A 16,823-nucleotide genomic window follows, 5' to 3' on the forward strand; every position below is an offset into this window, starting at 1 on the left:
TGAAATGAGCAATTTAAACGTTGCAAGAATGATTGACCACACAGCATTAAAAGCTGAAACTTCAAAGAAAGAAATCTTAACTCTTTGTGAGGAAGCTAAAAAATATAATTTCTTTTCTGTTTGTGTTAATCCAACATGGGTTTACACTGCATTCGAACAATTAAAAGATTCAGATGTAGCGGTTTGTACTGTGATTGGTTTCCCATTAGGTGCAAACACTCCAGAAGTAAAAGCGTTCGAAACGAAGAATGCGATTGAAAACGGAGCAACTGAAGTAGATATGGTTATCAACATCGGTGCATTAAAAGATGGCAACTATGAGTTAGTTGAACAAGATGTTCGTGCTGTTGTTGAAGCAGCTAAAGGTAAAGCTTTAACAAAAGTAATCATTGAAACTTCACTTCTTACAGACGAAGAAAAAGTAAAAGCTTGTGAGATCGCTGTTAAAGCAGGAATTGATTTTGTAAAAACATCAACAGGATTTTCAACAGGTGGAGCAACTGTTGAAGACATCAAATTGATGCGTGAGACAGTTGGACCAAACATCGGTGTTAAAGCTTCAGGTGCTGTACGTGACCGCGAGACGGCGTTGGCTATGATTGAAGCTGGCGCAACACGTATTGGAGCAAGTGCAGGAATCGCGATCGTTGAAGGCGGAACTTCCACTTCAGATTATTAATTTTTATTTTTACGCCATTTACCTATTCTCTAGAAGACCAACTTGTTTAAATTAAGTTGACCGCATTGCAAGGATATATTATAATGGCAAAAGATATGTGACGCATCTTTACTTTATGTAAGGGTGGTCTGGAGGGAGGGAAATACAAATGGCAGAAACACGTATTCGCAAGAATGAATCCATTGATGATGCTCTTCGTCGTTTTAAAAGATCCGTTTCCAAAGATGGAACATTGGCTGAAGTTAAAAAGCGCAAGCATTATGAAAAGCCAAGCGTAAAGCGTAAGAAGAAGGCTGAGGCAGCAAGAAAGCGTAAGTTCTAAGCGGGGTGTAAGTTAGTAATATGAGTCTTCTTAAAGAACTAAATCAAGATATGAAACAAGCGATGAAGGACAAGAACAAGCAGAAGCTTTCTGTGATTCGCATGCTTAAGGCATCACTTCAAAATGAAGCCATCAAGCTAGGGCGTGAATTAAACGAGGAAGAAGAGCTTACCGTTCTTGTACGCGAAATGAAACAAAGAAAAGACTCCCTCCAAGAATTCGAAAAAGCTGGCCGCGATGATTTAGTCGCTGGACTTCAAGATGAAATTGCTGTTCTTACGCCATATTTACCAAAACAGCTCACAGAAGAAGAACTTCAAGAAATCGTTGCAGAAACCATTTCTGAAATAGGTGCTACTTCAAAAGCTGATATGGGTAAAGTTATGGGGGCTCTCATGCCTAAAGTTAAAGGGAAAGCCGATGGCGGACTCGTTAATCGTATTGTTCAGCAACAATTATCATAATTGAAATGACAAACGCTCTGTATTTATACAGGGCGTTTTCTTATTTTTGAAACTTTTTTCCACAAATTAACGTAAAATAGAGTGGAGGGGGTGTTAGTTTGTGAAAAGGATTCGACTGCTAATCTATATGCTTTGTCTGATCTGGGGAATATATGGAGTGCTTTCAACTTCACAAGTATTCTCAGCAGGTAAAGGAAAGACAGTTACTTTTATACCTGTAGAACATGAAGTAGAAAGAGGTCTTGAAGCTTTTTTAGAGAGAAGTATTAAAAAAGCGGAGAAAGATGGCACTGACCATATCATTCTAGAGATTTATACTCCTGGAGGCCGAGTAGACGCAGCATTACATATCGCAAAAGTCATGAGAGAATCAGAAATTCCAATCACAGCGTATGTGGTTAAAAATGCTTTTTCAGCAGGAGCGTATATCGCTTTAAATGCTGACCAGGTAGTTATGAAGCCATCTACTACTATCGGGTCTGCCGCAGTGATTGACAGTCAAGGAAATACCGCTGGACAAAAAGCAGAGTCTGCTTGGAAAGCAGAAATGCTTGCAGCAGCAGAGCTGAATGAGAGAGCTCCAATATATGCTGAGGCGATGGTAGATCCTGACTTTGAAATTCCTGAACTTGGATTAGAAAAAGGTGAGTTGCTTACTCTTACAGCCAGTGAAGCATTAAAAGTAGGATATGCAGAAAAAATTGCAGAAGATCGTCAAGAACTGCTAGCACATCTGAATTTGGAGGATGCAAAAATTTTAGAGTCTAATCCTACTTTCGCAGATAAGATAGCACGTTTCGTTACAAATCCTGTTGTCGTGCCTATTCTCTTATCTTTAGGAAGCTTAGGCCTTGTTTTAGAGCTCTATACACCTGGCTTTGGAATTGCGGGTTCTATCGGTGCATTATCATTATTGCTGTTTTTTTACGGTCATATGATAGCGGGTCTAGCCGGGTGGGAAGCAATCATTTTATTTGGTGTTGGACTGATCTTATTGATCCTAGAGTTGTTTTTGCCAGGTGGTATTATCGGTATACTGGGGGTGTTGGCCGTGTTAACAGGATTGATCATGGCAGGTGGATCATTATCAGGAATTTTGATCGCCATTGCAATCGCGATTGTTGTTACAATCATCGGATCATATTTTTTCTTACGATCATTCGGTTATAACGGCTCTTTAAAGAAACTCGTACTATTTGACTCAACGAGCTCTGAAAAAGGTTATCTATCACACAAAGAACGCGATGATTTAACAGGTAGGATCGGCGTCACTGCAACAACATTGAGACCTTCTGGAAGTTTAAAGCTTGAAGATGAGTTCTTAGATGTAGTAACTGAAGGATCATATATTGAAAAAGGCACGCCAGTCAAAATTATTAAAGTTTCTGGAGGACGTGTTGTAGTAAGAGCTATTGAAAAAAATAATGAATAAATAATGAATGGAGAGTGTGTGGATGTTAGAATTCGGATCGATCGCCAGTATCGTAATTATAGGGTTGATTGTTATCGCATTAGCTGTATTATTTACGTTTGTGCCCGTTATGTTATGGATTTCTGCATTAGCAGCAGGAGTAAGAGTAGGGATATTTACATTGGTTGGGATGAGATTAAGAAGAGTTATTCCGAACCGGGTAGTTAATCCGTTGATTAAAGCAGTAAAAGCGGGATTAGATTTAAGTACGAACCAGCTCGAAAGTCACTATCTAGCTGGAGGGAATGTTGATAGAGTAGTAAATGCGTTGATCGCAGCACATCGTGCTAATATTGAACTTAGCTTCGAGAGAGCTGCAGCCATTGATCTAGCAGGACGTGATGTACTCGAAGCTGTTCAGATGAGTGTAAACCCTAAAGTAATTGAAACACCTTTTATTGCCGGTGTAGCATTAGACGGAATTGAAGTAAAAGCAAAAGCCAGAATCACCGTTCGTGCGAATATCGATCGCCTAGTAGGTGGAGCAGGTGAAGAAACGATAATCGCCCGTGTTGGTGAAGGGATTGTTAGTACGATTCATACAAAGACTAAGAATAGATTGTCAGTAAGAATAAGTGATACAATGATTCCATCAGTTGAAATTGTGGCTAGAGTTAATTTGGGACAAGCATCATAGTTAGGAGATGTTAAAATGCGTTTTAAGGGGCTTATACGCTGCTCTGAGTGTTTAAAGAACTATAAGGTTAAAATGTATAGGGATAAGGTTAAATATGCGTGTGGCGGACGCTGTAACTACGGTAAAGACTTTTGCAGCAACAATCCAATTTCAGAAAAAGAGTTGGATTTCTACGTTGATATGAGATATGAGAAACAATTATCAGCAGAGGAATTGAATGAGGAAATAGATGAAATAGTTATGTACCTGGATAAATTTGAGATCAGATACAAAGATGGACACGTTCAATCTTACAATCAAAGTGTGATTAATTTTTAGGACAACACAATCGGAAAAGTAAATTGAGCAGGAGGGAGGAATATTCCCGTGAATCCTGCTCTTTGTCATTTTTGGTAAGGTCTACATTATTCAACTTCTACACGACATGAAAGTCGGGAAGTAGGTACTATTCAGCCAACCATTCTTCCAACTGTTCAGCTCTCTCCAACATCCCGATTAATGTTAAAGTTTCTTCAAGGTCATTGCTTTCAATTGCCTGCCTAATATCCTTTAACATTTCATCCATTTTATCTTTTGTAGTCATAACTACACATCCTCATAGTTTCATATTTTTTACTTATTAATTGTAAGTTAGTTGATAAATATAGATTTTGATTAATTTATAGTTCCATTTATTTAACCTTTAAATTGCCTAAAAACTTAGTAATAATAAAGGATTTCATCGAAAAGTCATACTCTGTATCTCTACTTATCTACCCTTAATTAGTTATATGTATAATTTGAATCTAAACTTTCAGAATGCTGATTTACTATTTCTTTTTCAATTAATGAAAGGAATTCTTCAGTATCAAATTCAAAGTTATTTTCATTAGTTTCAATTTCATTATTATCTGGTAATTTATTTTTCCAAGTGTCAACGAATAATTGATTTAATCCTTGAAATTTTTGCTTCAAATTTCTATCCATCAACCTGCCTTTATAAAAGATATAAGGGGAAATCATATACTTTTTTCCGTTTTTCACTTGGTCATGTTTCTTTTCAAATATTAACTTTTTCTCAATTAATCCTTTAAGTGTTCTTGAGACAGTGGGCTTTGTCATACCACTTAAGTCAATAATGTCTTTTTGAGTACACAGTGATCCATCTTTATTCCTTAGAGTATTATCCTCATAAGTTGTAAATTTCAAAGATAAGAAGACCATAAAGCCCATTTCGCTGAAATTAATAATTCCGTTATCAAAGAGTAATTCAACTTCCTTTTCATACAGCTTAATAAATCGTGCATTGGATGATTTCCATTGTGATTTTGAAACGTCCTTTACATAAAGACTTATTGCTAACTTTTCGATATCCTCAACAGGGATGTCATACTTATCCGAGATTTCGCTTAATTCTTCTTTCATTTTTGATAGTACGATTTCATGTACCATTCTTGCTAACTGTGATTGATTGTAATTCATATTAAAACTCTCCTAAACATATAATATATTTGTTGATTAATTTACTTTATTGAGGTAATGCTTGAGTTCTCTAAATGCTGAAATGAACTTCTTTAATTCTTCTTGATTGTTATAATCCCTTACAACGTCATGTAATTCATTTGTCTTATTGAAGTAGATAGTTACTGATTTGCCTGACTTAGTTTTACCGACTGGATCAATTCCTTTTGACATAATGTAAGCTGCCAAGTTTAACGATTGTGTATAATACATATCTTTCATTTAATTCACTCCTAATCTAATTTTCTCAGTGAAAAGCTCTGCTTTGAACTGAAGGACTGAGCATTCTTTTAGCGAAGTCCATATCTTTTGAACTTTTGTTTGCATTGAAAAAGAGACTCCAAATGAATGAAGTCTCTCCAACAACAAAAAACTTATACAGTAGCACCTGCTGAATCTACCCATGTAGCAGGTGACAATACTTTTGCATATACAGGCTTACCAAGTGTAGTGTCAAAGTACATTTGTCCAACATAGCTAGGTACAGGTCTTGAAGCAGTTACTCCTGACAATCGCATTTCATTCACTTTATTGTCCACAGTAGTAACTGAAGAAGTATCAGCTTTACCATTCCATGTTGCTTTCTCTGTATCAGTCACAAATCTGTTATTAGCATCTTGTGTGATAATACTTGGTGAATGATTAGCAGGATGAACATATTTATTAGCTTGAGCTTCAATTCCTGCAAGTTTATCCTTTTCTGCTTGAGTCGTATGAATAGAACTATTACTTGTATGTGCATTTAACTCTTCAGATGTAGCAGCATTAAAATCTAACATCTGCTTTTGGATTCTATTGAGTGGCATAAATTTTCACCTCATTTTACTTAAAAATAGAAAAAAGATTGTGAAAAACGAAATCTAAAAACCTAGTAAAATTAGGTTTTTATAATTCTAATTCACAATCTTTTTTAGGTTTGTATAAAAGAAATATTTTAACGAAAGTTATTTCTTATCTGGATTCATAAAGATTCCAAGGATCAACGCTGCCCCTGAAATAAAAGCAGTTAACTTTTCAGTTAAAGACAATGCATCAATTTCATATCCCATTAGTGCTCCACCAAATACAACTAAAGCTACAAGTGGGGGAACGATTAATTTCCACTGTTTTTCTTTAACTTTCTTTAGGTTAGACCATAACTTTTTCATATGTATTCCTCCTGATTATTTAAGTCCGAATCTCATAAGTAAATAAGCACCGATTAAGGTTGCTATGATTGTTGGAACAATCTTAAATAATAAGTTACTCATCTTCGTTTTAAACCAATCGGCAACTTTATTATCTGATTGAATCTTTTCAAGTGATCCCACACGACCATCAAGTTTCTCATATGAATCACTCATCTTTTCCATACTGTGACTCATCTTTAACATAGTTTCATTTTGCTTTTGCATTTGTTCATCTTGACGTTTATTGCTTTCAACTTGCATTTCCATTAGCATAGTTAAGCGACCTAAAACTTTATTATCATTAGTCAATTCTTCAATCTTCTTATCGGTATTATCTTGTCTCTCTTCTAATCTGGTAACACGTTGTAGAGTACTTTCTTTGAAGTCATCCAACGATTTCATCCCTCTCAAATTGAATAATTTACTTGCATCACCAACCTTTTCATGTTATATTTAAATGGCTAACATAAGTTGGCTACATAAAGGTGATTATTGACTTCTTAGTAGGTAGTGGATAATCACCTTTGTTGTGTAATTTACTTAATTTCTTGAATCATTTTTTCAAGTTTAACTAGTCTTTCATCAAGTTCTGCCATTACATCTTTAAGGTTACGTCTAACACGATTCATAACTACCGCAGTTTCCTCACGAGTAATATTATCTCCTGGTCTAGTTCCATCGAAATAACCGTTTAGTTTTGCTTCATCCCATTCTTTCTTTGCCCAAGATGATACTACATTAATGTCTCTCATAACTTGTTTTACCTCCTCAATAATATCTTGCTTAGTTGCTGGTTTAGGTTGTTCAGATTTGTTTTCATTTAAATCTTTATATTTAACCCCATAAGCTTCACAGATACCTTTACAAATCTCTGTAGCACATTCTCTTCTAAATGAATCAGATAGTAACAACTTAGCTTCACGCATATTATCCATGAAAGCACATTCCAATAGTACTGCTGGCATATTTGTTTTGCGAATTACCCATAGGTGCGAACCATCTTTTACTCCACGATCTTTTTGTTGTGTACCTTCAGACAAATGCTTATGTATTAAAGTACCAATTCTTTTAGATTCACCTTTAGGTAGAACAAATGTTTCAACACCCTCAGCTTTACCCCAAACACCTCCAGCAGCATTTGCATGAACTGATACATATAAGTCTACATTTCTAGTGTTAGCTAAACGTGTACGAGTTGAAAGGGGAGCATCTGCATCAGTAGGTGCTACCATGTATGTTCTAAATCCATGTCGTCTTAATTCTTGATCAAGATATTTAACTACAACTTTATTAAAAGAGTTCTCGTACATTACTGAACCATCAGGGAAAAGAGGAGTTCTTTTGCCAGGTGTAACTCCGTGGTCTCCATGCCCATCACATAAGGCAATTTCAATTTCATTAGGATTAATCATATTGTTTTCCTTTCTTGTATAATTTACTTTTGAGATAACAATTTATAAAGTTGATTTGGGGTCAATAAAGCAGAATCTTCATATCTACCTATTGTCATTAATAAAGAGTAAACTAACTCCGAACAAATCAAAGAGTTTGGGTTACTCCATAAGTTTAAATCATTCCTTTTCAAAATATCTTTTGCAACTAGCTTTAATATTGTCTGATAGTCATACCACTTTCCACAGAAATCAATTGCATTGTGTACAATAGAATCTTGTTCTTGTTGAGTTAATCTTAAGTCAACTACTTCATAGTTTTTATAATTCATAGGTGTTATTCTTACTTTGGTTGAATATTGAGCTTCCACACAATGAGTATTTGATACCATTACACAAACATGTGAAAACTGCCCTCTATCGAAATAACGAATAAAAGAGGAGATTAAAGAATCCCCTCTAACGAATATAATTTGACCAGCTTTTAGTCCCATACCACATTCACGATTTCTTCATGCGTCTCTGCCGTAGCTACCGATTTCTTTAAACCGTCATACTTAAACAACTGAGTTTGTTTATGAGAAAATCCTTCAAGATATACTAACAACCATTCGTCTCTTAAGTGATCAATATACCCAACATCTTCAGTTTTCCATTTCACTGTTTCAACAGATGGATTGTCAATTAAATAATCTTTCTGACCAATCATATTTGTTTGATCATCTCTATTTGTACGATATGTATGACCATTGGTAGCGAGGAATCCTTCAAGAATTGTTTGTTCGCACATATCGGAAAGTTGTTTAATTTTTATGTCTTTATGATAATCTAATAAAACCTGCTCAGAAACTTCGTTATAAAGAATACCTTTTAATTCTGCAATTCTAGCAGTTAGGTTATTCTTTTCAAATGGAGTAAGAGTGTTATAGCCAACCTCAATCAACCTCTTATCTATTATGTTTAATACACTCATTATTAACCCTCCTGTTTACTCTTCAAATATTCAACTTCTGCTATTAATTCTTGAACAGCTTTAGTTAAGTATGCTACAAGGCTATAGGTTTTTACGCTGTCAGGAATACCTTCTTCAGTTCCTTTGGACACAAACTCTACCGGAAGTTCATCTGCCATGAATCCATAGTCTTTTAATGAATCATCTGATTGATTATTCATATGATATTCATAGATATTTAATTTATTTATTGTGTTTAGAGCAGAAATACCTTTGTCGGAAAGATTGATGATGTTTTTCTTCATGGAGCGATCTGAAATATTTTCAATTACACCTTTAATTGTTCCAGGAGTATAAAAACTTTTGTTGTTTACAACTCGAACCCATGTTGAGTCCTCCATGTAAAACCCACCGCCAAATGAAGAAAAATCGAGATGTTTATTGTCACTAATTTGCACATTTCCGCTAAATGAAGTTATAAATGCATTAGAAGATAGATATGCACAGTTTAAATCTAAATCAGTCCCTGAACTATTAATTCTAGCCATATTGTTAAAAATAATTGATTTGAAACCTGAGTACCCATTACCTAAATGCATGTTGTTACCAACATACAAATCTGTAGAAACGTTAATAGTTACACCTGAAATAGTTCCTCCATTGATGTTGTCTGCACTTAATGTACCCGTATATATACCATTAGCATCAATATAGGTAAGTTTGTTACCAAGCCCATCAATTTGACTTGCATCGGGTGGCGTAACTGAATCCCAAGAAATACTACCACCATACATAGTGATATCTCCTGCTATATGTACATTACCTTCATCATCAACTCTGAAAGTAGATTGGTTGTATGGATTCTTGACATCAATTCCTTTAATCACATCTTCTTTACCTGTTATTACATTAAATCCTGTAAAGTTAATCGTTCGAGTATCTGCGTCAATTAGAGTGAATCCACCCTCATCACGCACTTTTAATTTTCTAGTTACAAGATCCTCAGCAACTAACGTTCCGTTTGTATCAGTGTATAATTTGTCGTTCCATTGTCCGAATTCCCACTTCTGAATTTTAATACCATCTGTAGCGTTAAGAATTGTTCGGTTAATTGTACCCTTAGTAACGGTTATACCTGTTTCTGGATCAAGTTTTATTCCATTTGCACCTTCAGTTATTGTAAGAGCAGCTCCGTCTAGTAAGGCACCCGAACTATCAAAGCGGAAAGTTCCTCCATCATTTTCAATTGCTAAGTTGACACCGAATATAGCCTTACCATATAGACGTTGAGCCACAACGCCCTTCGCTGTAATTGCTAAATCCCATGTTTGACCTTTGGTATTACTGATTGCAAATACTCCAGATTGAATGATTAGCATTTCATCTGGAAAGCGAGGGTTGGTTACCGTAACTCCTTTACGGTCGATAATAACTGAATTGTCTACTCCAGCTAAAATTTTTTGTTTAGTAGTATCTAAATCACTGTTTATGTAATCGTGTATACTTCCTAAATCTTCATAAGCTTTGTCATATTTGTGCTTATTCATATCAACACTTGTTGAAGTAGAATATGATTGATACAACATTTTAATTAATTTGTTTTCATCAGATTCAATTTCTTTTACATTTGCAATTGTAAGATTAATGTCTCCACTGTTGTAATTGTAGTTAATTTCAATAATCTTAGCTTTTACATAGACTCCTAGTTTTTCATACTTAATTGTAATTGTGTCGCCTAAATTGAGTTTATCCCAATTACGCTGTTCTTCAATAACTTCAAGGAAGTTAATAATATTTATATTGAAAACTGTCTGAGGTTTCTTTAAATCATCAAACCGTTTCTTTGCATCTACATACAAGTCTTCATCGTTAAGATAGTTAGTATCTGTCCATGTACGTCTAATAAGATATGGAGAACGTTCGACAATTTGTTCAGGAGTAAAGTTGTTTTCTAATTTGAGTATATTTTGTAGTGTTTCAATTTGAGAATCAATAGTATCAATTTGAGATTCAACTTGATCTAGCTCTAATTGTTTTGAGTCAACTTCTGATTGTTTTGTTGCTAATTGTTGTTGGAGATTTGTTAAGTCATCGCCATTAGCTTTTGCAACTTCCAATTCATCGTCAATGATAATTAGTTCAATTTGGAATTGTGACATTTCATTTTGTTTTGTAGCTAAAGTTGTTTGCTTGGTTTCTTTGTCTGATAATAAAGTAGCAAACTCAGTTCCTTTCGTTTCAACTAAATCCTGATAATCTAAAATTGCATGGCATAATCCATCCGACATGTAGTATGAGGATTGAATAGTATTTCCTTGTGCGTCTCTTTGGAAGGGAAACAGAAAATATTCAAAGGACTCAATGTAACTTGATCCAGTAGGATTTACACGATTAATTCCGATATTTTGGTCGCCTATCGGCTGGAATTGAGTAACCATTTCGTCTGCTTTAAGATTCGTACCCATCGACTTGCTATATTTACCGTAGCCAATTCTTAGCCCTAGATCTATCCCAACTCTCTCTTCTTTTTCTAAATTGATTCTGCGATTGACTGTATCGAATTGAACAATTGCATTAAAGGTTTCTGCAATTTCAAATATAAAATCTAGTACTGTTTTTTCAGGAACATCAAATGAACGATACTTAATATCGAAATCTACATCTATGTCACCGACTGACCAAATTGTATCTCCTAATGCATCTGTCAGTGCTTCCGTTGCGTTTTTAGAAGTAACTTGGTATTCTCGGATAAGTTTATCGTTAAGTTCATAACCAAGAGAGAATGCATGAACTCTCATTACATCTTGACTGTCTTCCATGTTTTTATCAATTTCATTGATCAGGTAATACTCTACATAATTATCAATAACAATTTTCAATTGATATCTTTCTCGAATATTATCAATTATTGGATTACGTATAATCTTATGATTTCTTTCTACATCGTAAGGGACATCGAATGAAATTTCATTTAATCTTCCTAATAAAACTTTATGGTCTGGTGGAACAACATCTTTTAATATCCCTATTACTTCTCGTCTCGGATTACACAAAAATACACGAGGTTTAATCGGTTTAAGAGTTCTATCTATAGAGTAAATATGAAATCCTCCTTTCTACAAATAAAAAAAGAGGACTCATATTAAAGTCCTCTGATAAAAAGTTTCTAATTAAATTGTCAGAACTTTTATTATCGCTTGTTTACTCGATAATGCTCTGTTTTTCATTTCTTTTTTCTGTTTAAAAGTATTATTTTAATTTGAATATGTTATGAATATCTGATGTATAATTCGTTGTAATTAAAAGTGTAACTACTGCACAGTTTGATCCGAATACGTACTTATTCCAATTCCGAGTAATAATAAAATGAATCCCGATACTGGATATGTTTCAATTGTAGAACCAACCAAACTATTGACTAAGAAAATTAAAAATACCGCCAAAGAGGTTGATGCAATCTTTTTATGGATATTATTTGGCTTATTAAAAGTTTTACGAATTAAGATCATGAATATAGACAGGAATAATACGAAAATAAAGAATCCGCCAAAAACACCGGTTTCCATCAATATCTTTAAGAAAAAATTATGACTTGTAACGTGATATTGAAATTCGTATAGATTCTGTAAAGTATCTCCTGCCGAACCAGTACCATAAGCTATAAAAGGCTTTTCTTTTATTAAATGGGAAATAGTTTCCCAACCATGTGATCTTCCTGCTAACCTCGTATCTTCTTGAAAACTTGCAATCGTACCAATCATTCTTATGAAACTGTTCTCCGATAATAAAAAATTAACATAATTGGCTGAAACATATGAGAAAAACGATAACATAGCTATAGTGACAACCGGCAAAATCATTAATATTACTTTAAGGTTCATTTGAAGAATTTTGTATGCTAATATTCCCACAGCTAAAGCAATTAAATTAGTTCTTGTCATAGAGGTATAGCAAGCCATGAACGACAAACTAAACAAGATGAGATAAAAAAACTTACCACGTAATTTTCTTGAGGTACTTATCAAGAACATATTGAGAATTGCCAAAACCGCAGCGAACATACCAAAATGAAATGAACCAGCAAATATTGAAACAGCTCTTACTTTACCAAAAAGCATTCCGGTATAAATATCTGCATTATTCGCCTCTAAAAACAAACGATCCAAATCTGATATAGAGAAATATTGTTTAATTCCAAAAATAAGTACCGGAACGCTAATGATAGAAAACTTTTTAACGAACTTCCTTACTTCATCACTACTATCAAACCCAAGTAGTCCTAAATAAAACAAGATAAACGCTAAAGATGTTTTTCTAAAACCTTGCATTCCTGCTTCAAGTGAAGGGATATTATCGTTAAATATTTGAAAGAAAGAAATCAAAAGGAATGAAGTTACACAAAATAAATAAAACGCTTTACTTTTAGGAACTCCATTTTTAAATAGATGCTTAACTATCAGAAGTATTAAAAGCGCATCTAATCCTGATGAAATAATTTTGTAGCCACCGAATGGTCTAAGAACATTAACATACAATAGCAAACTCACAAAAAGGAAAGCAGTTTTACTATTTAGTTCAATTTTTAAAAATAAAAATAAAGCAATTACACCTACTATAGCCCCGATTATATATATACCAACGAAAGGGGTAGCACTTCCAATTAAGACAGCAGAAATCAGCCCTAAAACAATTACTTTCAGTTCGCTATTCTGGTGATTTAAAACATTGTTTTTCACTTTTAAACATTCCCCTATTGTTTAGTCTTGGAAATTATATACTAGTTACTTCATATTAACAATAGGGGTGAAAGATGATTATCCCTTTAAAAGCATAAACTTCCAGTTCCGATCAGTTACTGTAATAGAAATAGTAGTAGGGTTAGCTATCCTTACTCGAATCGTATCATCAGCAGAAATGAAGGCTGTATACATAACGTCCGTTGTAAATCCACCGATAGGATTGACTACAATTACATCAGTTAATGCTTTTGCGCCAGCGAATGTTATGGTTAGCTCTTTTGTACTGTTTGGATTAATTGTCCCAAAACTCAACGATTGCACTACAACAGGTGCTTTATTCGCACCTTTTGCATCTATTTGCTCAAATGCACCCCATGCGGGTGTCTGCCCAAATACAACCCATCTCCTTTTGTAAACTTCATTGCTATTATGTGGATACCATATCTGGAAATGAAGATCGTTAACCCCGAAACGGTATGTTTCAAGTATCCCTCCTTGATTACTTGGAAAACCACTTCCATCTGCAACAAGAAAATTCGTAACAGATATTCCTGTAGGAAAAGTAGTAACAGGAGTATTAATGTTAATACCTGTTTTAGGTAGCTCTCTTACTCGATTGTCATTTGAATACCCTGTTCCGTCAGCTCCGACCACAAAATAAGGGTTTGATTGTCCTTTAACGTAATCTCCAGTATCTACTAAATTACCTATCACATCCATAGCTTCATTCATGTTCATGATCGGGATATTTAAAGACTTAATGTAGTTAATGATGTCAGCAAGATATTGTTGCTGAGTAGCGTTAAAGTCTGAATGAGCAGGATGTAGTTGAAATATTAACCATTCGTTATTCGCTAATGCGGCATCCACGTGGCTTTTGTAATACTCATACGTATTCGTGTCCGTTCCTGCATCGAAGTAAGACCCAATGGCAACACGGTTCAATCGATATGTCGATAATGGAGCTTCATTTCGTCCATTATATGAAATAGCGCCACATCTATAATATTTTCTAGCAATCTTTCGTACCCTTGCGTCTTCACTTCCGTAGGGATAGATGACAGTGTTAACTTTAAATCCTTTAGACTCTAATACTTCTTTAGGGATTCTCAACTCATTATCTATCTCTGCTTCGGTTGTTAAATTTGCCAATCGAATATGAGTATTAGTGTGACTCATTACCTCCCACCCAAGATCATCATGAAGAATCCTAATCGCATCTTCATCCATGAATCCTGATGTACCAATGAAGCTGCTAACAATAGCAATTCCGCAAGGTACTCCCGCAGCTTCAAATATAGGTTTTAATCTAGTCCAATCTTGCACTGTTCCGTCATCAGATACAAAGGATATAATCGGTTGTTTTTTCCTTAAACCCAACCTTAGTGCTCCGTCGAGATTAATTTTTTCACCTTGATTAGTTCCTGATAATAATGTCGTAGTTTCCGCCAACTGGGTCGTAATGTTCTTTATATCAGCAGGTGTATATTTATTCGTTCCATCATTAATAGCCCCCGAGTCCACGGCTTTCCATGTCTGAGAGGCTTCATCAAAATATTTTTGAATAGGCATTAATTACATCCTTTCTTTAATGAAATGCTTATTTTATTTAAATTATTTGGATGTATCTATCCAATCTTTTTTAGTATCAGTGGGAGGAGTAGGTTGAACTTGAGTGTTAGCTGTATCAATTTTGATTACAGGTTCTCTCTTAGTGTTCTTGTTTCTAAATAGAGACATTTACCATGCACCTATCCAGTTGTACTCAATTCCTGCTTCTACAATCACAAAACTCCAAATAGGAGCATCTACGTGAGTTACTTCAAACCCTTGACCGCCACGTAAATGAATTGGACTTCCTCCATTTATTCGGATGCTGCAAGGATTTGTATTATCAAAACTAAATTTATATAGATTATATTTAACCGTCCAATTCGATGGTGGATTAGGTACTAATTCTTGGTTAGCCGTTGAAACTTGTAAACTTCCTGATCCCAAGTAACCCTGTCCGATTTTATAACTCATTTATAACCCTCCGATAATTGCTTAATTTATTTATTAAGAACTAGTATCAATCCACATGCTTAATTTGTTTACAGGAGCTGATAATCCAACATGATAGGGTTGATAATTTTTAAGTTTACTAGCGTCCAATTCATCATTCCCACCTAAATAGTGAGAAGAAGTGTGACCTCTATAAATAGTAATTGCACCTTCAAACCATTCTGCTCTTACTACTACACCTGCTGGAACACCTTCTGATAATGTGAATGAAGTGTCAGTTGTTTCCGTAAAACCTTGACCAACATACTGTTGAACTCCACCAACCCATACTTTAAGATGTTTGCCACCCATAATGTAATTACCGTTAGCTATAGTGAAAACAGTTTGATTAGCTGTAGCAGTCCAGTTTTGAGCGTTTAAAGTTGTTTCATTTGAGATAACTCTCCAATATGATGCTTGAGTAGGTAATACTCCTGCTGATGTATCTTGAATACACATCCAAGTTGCACCGCTATACCAAACTACATTTCCTTTTTTGTAAGCAGTAGAGTTAGAGTAGTCGCCTTTATGTTGGAGATTGTCTCCGATACCTTTGGCGAAATCACCTTGAGTTTTCGCATGATCGCCTTGTAATTGAGCAAATGTAGCTTTGGAATTTGCATTTTCGGTAGCAAGGTTCGCATTTACTGTGGCATCAATCGCAGCATCTTCAGCAACTCTCGCATCAGCAGTGGCATCACGAACTCCATCCATCGCTTCTTTTACTGAAACGACTAATTTCCATTTAGAAGTATCTGTTACTGGATTCCCAATATTATTATCAACAAGAGACATGTAGAGTTGTTCATTTTGAGCAAACTGTACATAGTCACCTGTTTCATAGGAAGTTGTATTTAAATATGTATTTTTAAAAGCGAATCCCGATAGTTTTTTCCACTTGGTTTCATCGGTAGGGGAGGCACCTTTTACATCAACTAATGCCATGTATGAATTTCCTGCATAGTTTACAATGTTACGTCTTTTGTATTGTGTTGTAGAATTGTATGATCCTTTATGATTAAGTGAAGTAGCAGCCAAATCAGCTTCTTCACGGGCAACCTCTGTTGTATCTACTAGAGTCTGTAAAGTTTCAGTTACTTCACCATTCTCTTCACGAGTCCATATTCTTCTTGCAGCTAAATAATTAGCACCTCGACCTTTAAAACTAAATGTTAAAGTTTTACCTTCATGTGCTTGAGAAAAACTTACAACACCTAAGTTATAATCCACTACATAAGTATTTGTTCCAGGAATACCTAAATCTATTTCATTCCAAGTTATTCCGTCACCTGTTACAGTCACACGGTCAAATTTGGAGGGAACTTCAGAAAGTACAACTTTTTGATTGTAAATAGTTTGCTGTTCACTCAAAGAAACAAATGGATCGTTGCTGTCTCCTTTGCGAAGTTTGCTTATTACACTTTTGGAGTTTTCTATTTGCACAATCTAACCTCCT

The 16,823-nt window shown here is 34.9% G+C and carries 19 protein-coding genes and 1 pseudogene; 6 read left to right on the top strand and 14 right to left on the bottom strand.

The window, feature by feature from the left end; translation table 11 throughout:
• Positions 1–4: 4 nt before the first annotated feature.
• From deoC to P4V41_RS07010, 6 genes and pseudogenes are all read left to right on the top strand, one after another.
• Positions 5–679 carry a deoxyribose-phosphate aldolase gene (deoC, locus tag P4V41_RS06985; protein ID WP_328084129.1) on the top strand — a complete coding sequence of 225 codons (675 nt, stop codon included), beginning with the start codon at positions 5–7 and terminating at the stop codon, positions 677–679.
• 148 nt (positions 680–827) lie between these two features.
• A complete protein-coding gene (gene rpsU / locus P4V41_RS06990) occupies positions 828–1,001 on the top strand; it encodes a 30S ribosomal protein S21 (protein WP_066237650.1) in 174 nt (57 codons plus the stop codon).
• Positions 1,002–1,021: 20 nt separating this feature from the next.
• Positions 1,022–1,465, top strand: a complete 444-nt coding sequence (locus P4V41_RS06995) for a GatB/YqeY domain-containing protein (protein WP_328084130.1) — start codon at positions 1,022–1,024, stop codon at positions 1,463–1,465.
• Between the two features lie 100 nt (positions 1,466–1,565).
• Positions 1,566–2,897: a nodulation protein NfeD gene (locus P4V41_RS07000; RefSeq protein WP_328084133.1), complete on the top strand. Its 1,332-nt coding sequence runs from the start codon at positions 1,566–1,568 to the stop codon at positions 2,895–2,897.
• Between the two features lie 22 nt (positions 2,898–2,919).
• Positions 2,920–3,495, top strand: a pseudogene (locus P4V41_RS07005) (flotillin-like FloA family protein); the annotation flags it as partial.
• Between the two features lie 93 nt (positions 3,496–3,588).
• Positions 3,589–3,891, top strand: a complete 303-nt coding sequence (locus P4V41_RS07010; RefSeq protein ID WP_328084134.1) for a zinc ribbon domain-containing protein — start codon at positions 3,589–3,591, stop codon at positions 3,889–3,891.
• 127 nt (positions 3,892–4,018) lie between these two features.
• On the opposite strand, the gene P4V41_RS07015 is transcribed toward P4V41_RS07010, so the two are convergent.
• The 14 genes from P4V41_RS07015 to P4V41_RS07080 form a co-directional block, all read right to left on the bottom strand.
• Positions 4,019–4,156, bottom strand: coding sequence for a hypothetical protein (locus P4V41_RS07015; protein WP_328084136.1), 138 nt, complete (start codon positions 4,154–4,156; stop codon positions 4,019–4,021).
• Positions 4,157–4,335: 179 nt separating this feature from the next.
• Positions 4,336–5,034 (bottom strand): MarR family transcriptional regulator, encoded by a 699-nt coding sequence (locus P4V41_RS07020; RefSeq protein ID WP_328084137.1) that lies wholly within the window; start codon positions 5,032–5,034, stop codon positions 4,336–4,338.
• A gap of 36 nt (positions 5,035–5,070) precedes the next feature.
• Complete coding sequence (locus P4V41_RS07025; RefSeq protein ID WP_328084138.1) at positions 5,071–5,295, bottom strand: DUF5659 domain-containing protein; 225 nt, start codon at positions 5,293–5,295, stop codon at positions 5,071–5,073.
• Between the two features lie 152 nt (positions 5,296–5,447).
• The gene (locus tag P4V41_RS07030) at positions 5,448–5,879 is read right to left on the bottom strand and encodes a hypothetical protein (RefSeq protein WP_328084139.1); all 432 of its coding nucleotides are present in this window, start codon (positions 5,877–5,879) and stop codon (positions 5,448–5,450) included.
• A 138-nt stretch (positions 5,880–6,017) separates the two neighbouring features.
• A complete protein-coding gene (locus P4V41_RS07035; protein ID WP_328084140.1) occupies positions 6,018–6,221 on the bottom strand; it encodes a hypothetical protein in 204 nt (67 codons plus the stop codon).
• A gap of 15 nt (positions 6,222–6,236) precedes the next feature.
• Positions 6,237–6,635, bottom strand: a complete 399-nt coding sequence (locus P4V41_RS07040; protein WP_328084141.1) for a hypothetical protein — start codon at positions 6,633–6,635, stop codon at positions 6,237–6,239.
• A 143-nt stretch (positions 6,636–6,778) separates the two neighbouring features.
• On the bottom strand, positions 6,779–7,654 hold the full coding sequence (locus P4V41_RS07045; RefSeq protein WP_328084142.1) for an N-acetylmuramoyl-L-alanine amidase: 876 nt from the start codon (positions 7,652–7,654) through the stop codon (positions 6,779–6,781).
• 23 nt (positions 7,655–7,677) lie between these two features.
• Positions 7,678–8,127, bottom strand: a complete 450-nt coding sequence (locus P4V41_RS07050; RefSeq protein ID WP_328084145.1) for a hypothetical protein — start codon at positions 8,125–8,127, stop codon at positions 7,678–7,680.
• Positions 8,118–8,606, bottom strand: a complete 489-nt coding sequence (locus P4V41_RS07055; RefSeq protein WP_328084146.1) for a hypothetical protein — start codon at positions 8,604–8,606, stop codon at positions 8,118–8,120. Before P4V41_RS07055 ends, P4V41_RS07050 begins: the two co-directional genes overlap by 10 nt.
• Positions 8,607–8,608: 2 nt before the next feature.
• Positions 8,609–11,638 carry a phage tail spike protein gene (locus P4V41_RS07060; protein WP_328084147.1) on the bottom strand — a complete coding sequence of 1,010 codons (3,030 nt, stop codon included), beginning with the start codon at positions 11,636–11,638 and terminating at the stop codon, positions 8,609–8,611.
• A 258-nt stretch (positions 11,639–11,896) separates the two neighbouring features.
• Complete coding sequence (locus P4V41_RS07065; RefSeq protein ID WP_328084148.1) at positions 11,897–13,321, bottom strand: O-antigen ligase family protein; 1,425 nt, start codon at positions 13,319–13,321, stop codon at positions 11,897–11,899.
• A 78-nt stretch (positions 13,322–13,399) separates the two neighbouring features.
• The gene (locus P4V41_RS07070) at positions 13,400–14,896 is read right to left on the bottom strand and encodes a polysaccharide deacetylase family protein (protein ID WP_328084149.1); all 1,497 of its coding nucleotides are present in this window, start codon (positions 14,894–14,896) and stop codon (positions 13,400–13,402) included.
• A gap of 168 nt (positions 14,897–15,064) precedes the next feature.
• Complete coding sequence (locus P4V41_RS07075) at positions 15,065–15,349, bottom strand: hypothetical protein (RefSeq protein ID WP_328084150.1); 285 nt, start codon at positions 15,347–15,349, stop codon at positions 15,065–15,067.
• A 33-nt stretch (positions 15,350–15,382) separates the two neighbouring features.
• Positions 15,383–16,810 carry a hypothetical protein gene (locus tag P4V41_RS07080; protein WP_328084151.1) on the bottom strand — a complete coding sequence of 476 codons (1,428 nt, stop codon included), beginning with the start codon at positions 16,808–16,810 and terminating at the stop codon, positions 15,383–15,385.
• Between the last annotated feature and the right edge of the window lie 13 nt (positions 16,811–16,823).

Source organism: Fictibacillus nanhaiensis (assembly GCF_036213205.1).
Lineage (GTDB): Bacteria > Bacillota > Bacilli > Bacillales > Fictibacillaceae > Fictibacillus > Fictibacillus nanhaiensis_E.